General features: G+C 70.0%; 1 protein-coding gene. It reads left to right on the top strand.

Translation table 11 applies throughout. The features are described 5' to 3' along the window. Positions 1–140 precede the first annotated feature (140 nt). On the top strand, positions 141–1,449 hold a 1,309-nt coding region (locus HMPREF1136_RS02975), incomplete at its 3' end, for a DNA polymerase III subunit gamma and tau (protein WP_009647844.1).

Genomic DNA, 1,449 nt, shown 5'->3' with positions numbered 1-1,449 from the left:
CGCCCCTGCCACATCTCTCCCACCACACCACACACCGATCGCAGGGGAGCGCATACTCAGCGACGGACTCGTCGCTGAGGGCGGCTGTGGAACGCGCGGCGCGGGACGCAGACGGCGGTGGGACCAACTAGGCTTGGAGGGTGACCACAGCACTGTATCGCCGGTATCGTCCCGACACCTTCGACCAGGTGATCGGGCAGGAGCACGTGACGGAGCCTCTGAAGGCGGCGCTGCGCGCGAATCGCGTCACGCACGCGTACCTGTTCTCGGGGCCGCGCGGATGCGGCAAGACAACGTCCGCGCGCATCCTGGCGCGCTGTCTGAACTGTGCGCAGGGTCCCACGGATACCCCGTGCGGTCAGTGCGAATCCTGCCGCGAGCTGGCCACCGGCGGCCCCGGTTCGCTCGACGTCGTCGAGATCGACGCGGCCTCGCACGGCGGCGTCGATGACGCGCGTGACCTGCGCGAGCGCGCCACCTTCGCGCCGGTGCGCGACCGCTACAAGATCTTCATCATCGACGAGGCCCACATGGTCACGAACCAGGGCTTCAACGCGTTGCTCAAGCTCGTCGAGGAGCCGCCCGAGCACGTCAAGTTTGTTTTCGCGACGACGGAACCCGAGCGCGTCATCGGCACGATCCGCTCGCGCACCCACCACTACCCGTTCCGCTTGGTCCCGCCGGACGTCCTCGGCCCGTATCTGACGACCCTGTGCGCCGAGGAACACATCAGCGTGGGAGAGGGTGTCCTGACCCTCGTCATGCGTGCGGGCGGCGGCTCGGTGAGAGACACCCTCTCGGTGCTCGATCAGCTGATGGCCGGCGCGATCGACGGCCAGGTCACCTACCAGACAGCGGTGGCGCTGCTCGGGTACACGGATTCCGCGCTGCTCGACCAGTCCGTCGACGCCCTCGCGGGTGGTGACGGCGCTGCGGCCTTCCGTGTCGTCGAGCGCATGGTCGAGTCCGGCCACGACCCGCGCCGCTTCGTTGAGGACCTCCTCCAGCGCCTGCGCGACCTGCTCATCATCGCAGTCGCCGGCGACGGCGCGCGTGATGTCCTGGCCGACACTCCGCAGGACCAGTTCGAGCGCATGCAGCGACAGGCCCAGAATTGGGGGCCGCACGGCCTCTCCCGCGCCGCGGACCTGACCGACGAGGCCCTGCGCGCCACGACGGGCGCTACCTCACCCCGACTCCAGCTCGAGCTCCTCGTGGGGCGTATCCTCGTGCCCGCACCCACCGCCGCACCCGCACCGGGTCCCGTCCAGGGTATGGTCGGAATGACCGGTGGGGGAGCGCCGCGCCAGGTGTCCTCCGTTTCGTCGTCCGAGGCCTCCTCGGGTCGTTTCGGCGCTCGCGAGGCACGCGAGGCCCTGGCTCGTAAGAAGCAGGAGCGCGCCGAGGCCTCGGCCCCCGCCGCGCAGACGCCCGCGTCGCCTGCCTCGT

It is taken from the genome of Actinomyces sp. ICM47, assembly GCF_000278725.1.
Classification (GTDB): domain Bacteria; phylum Actinomycetota; class Actinomycetes; order Actinomycetales; family Actinomycetaceae; genus Pauljensenia.
The sequence above is the reverse complement of the archived record's forward strand: the minus strand, read 5'-3'. Positions and strand labels throughout refer to the sequence as shown.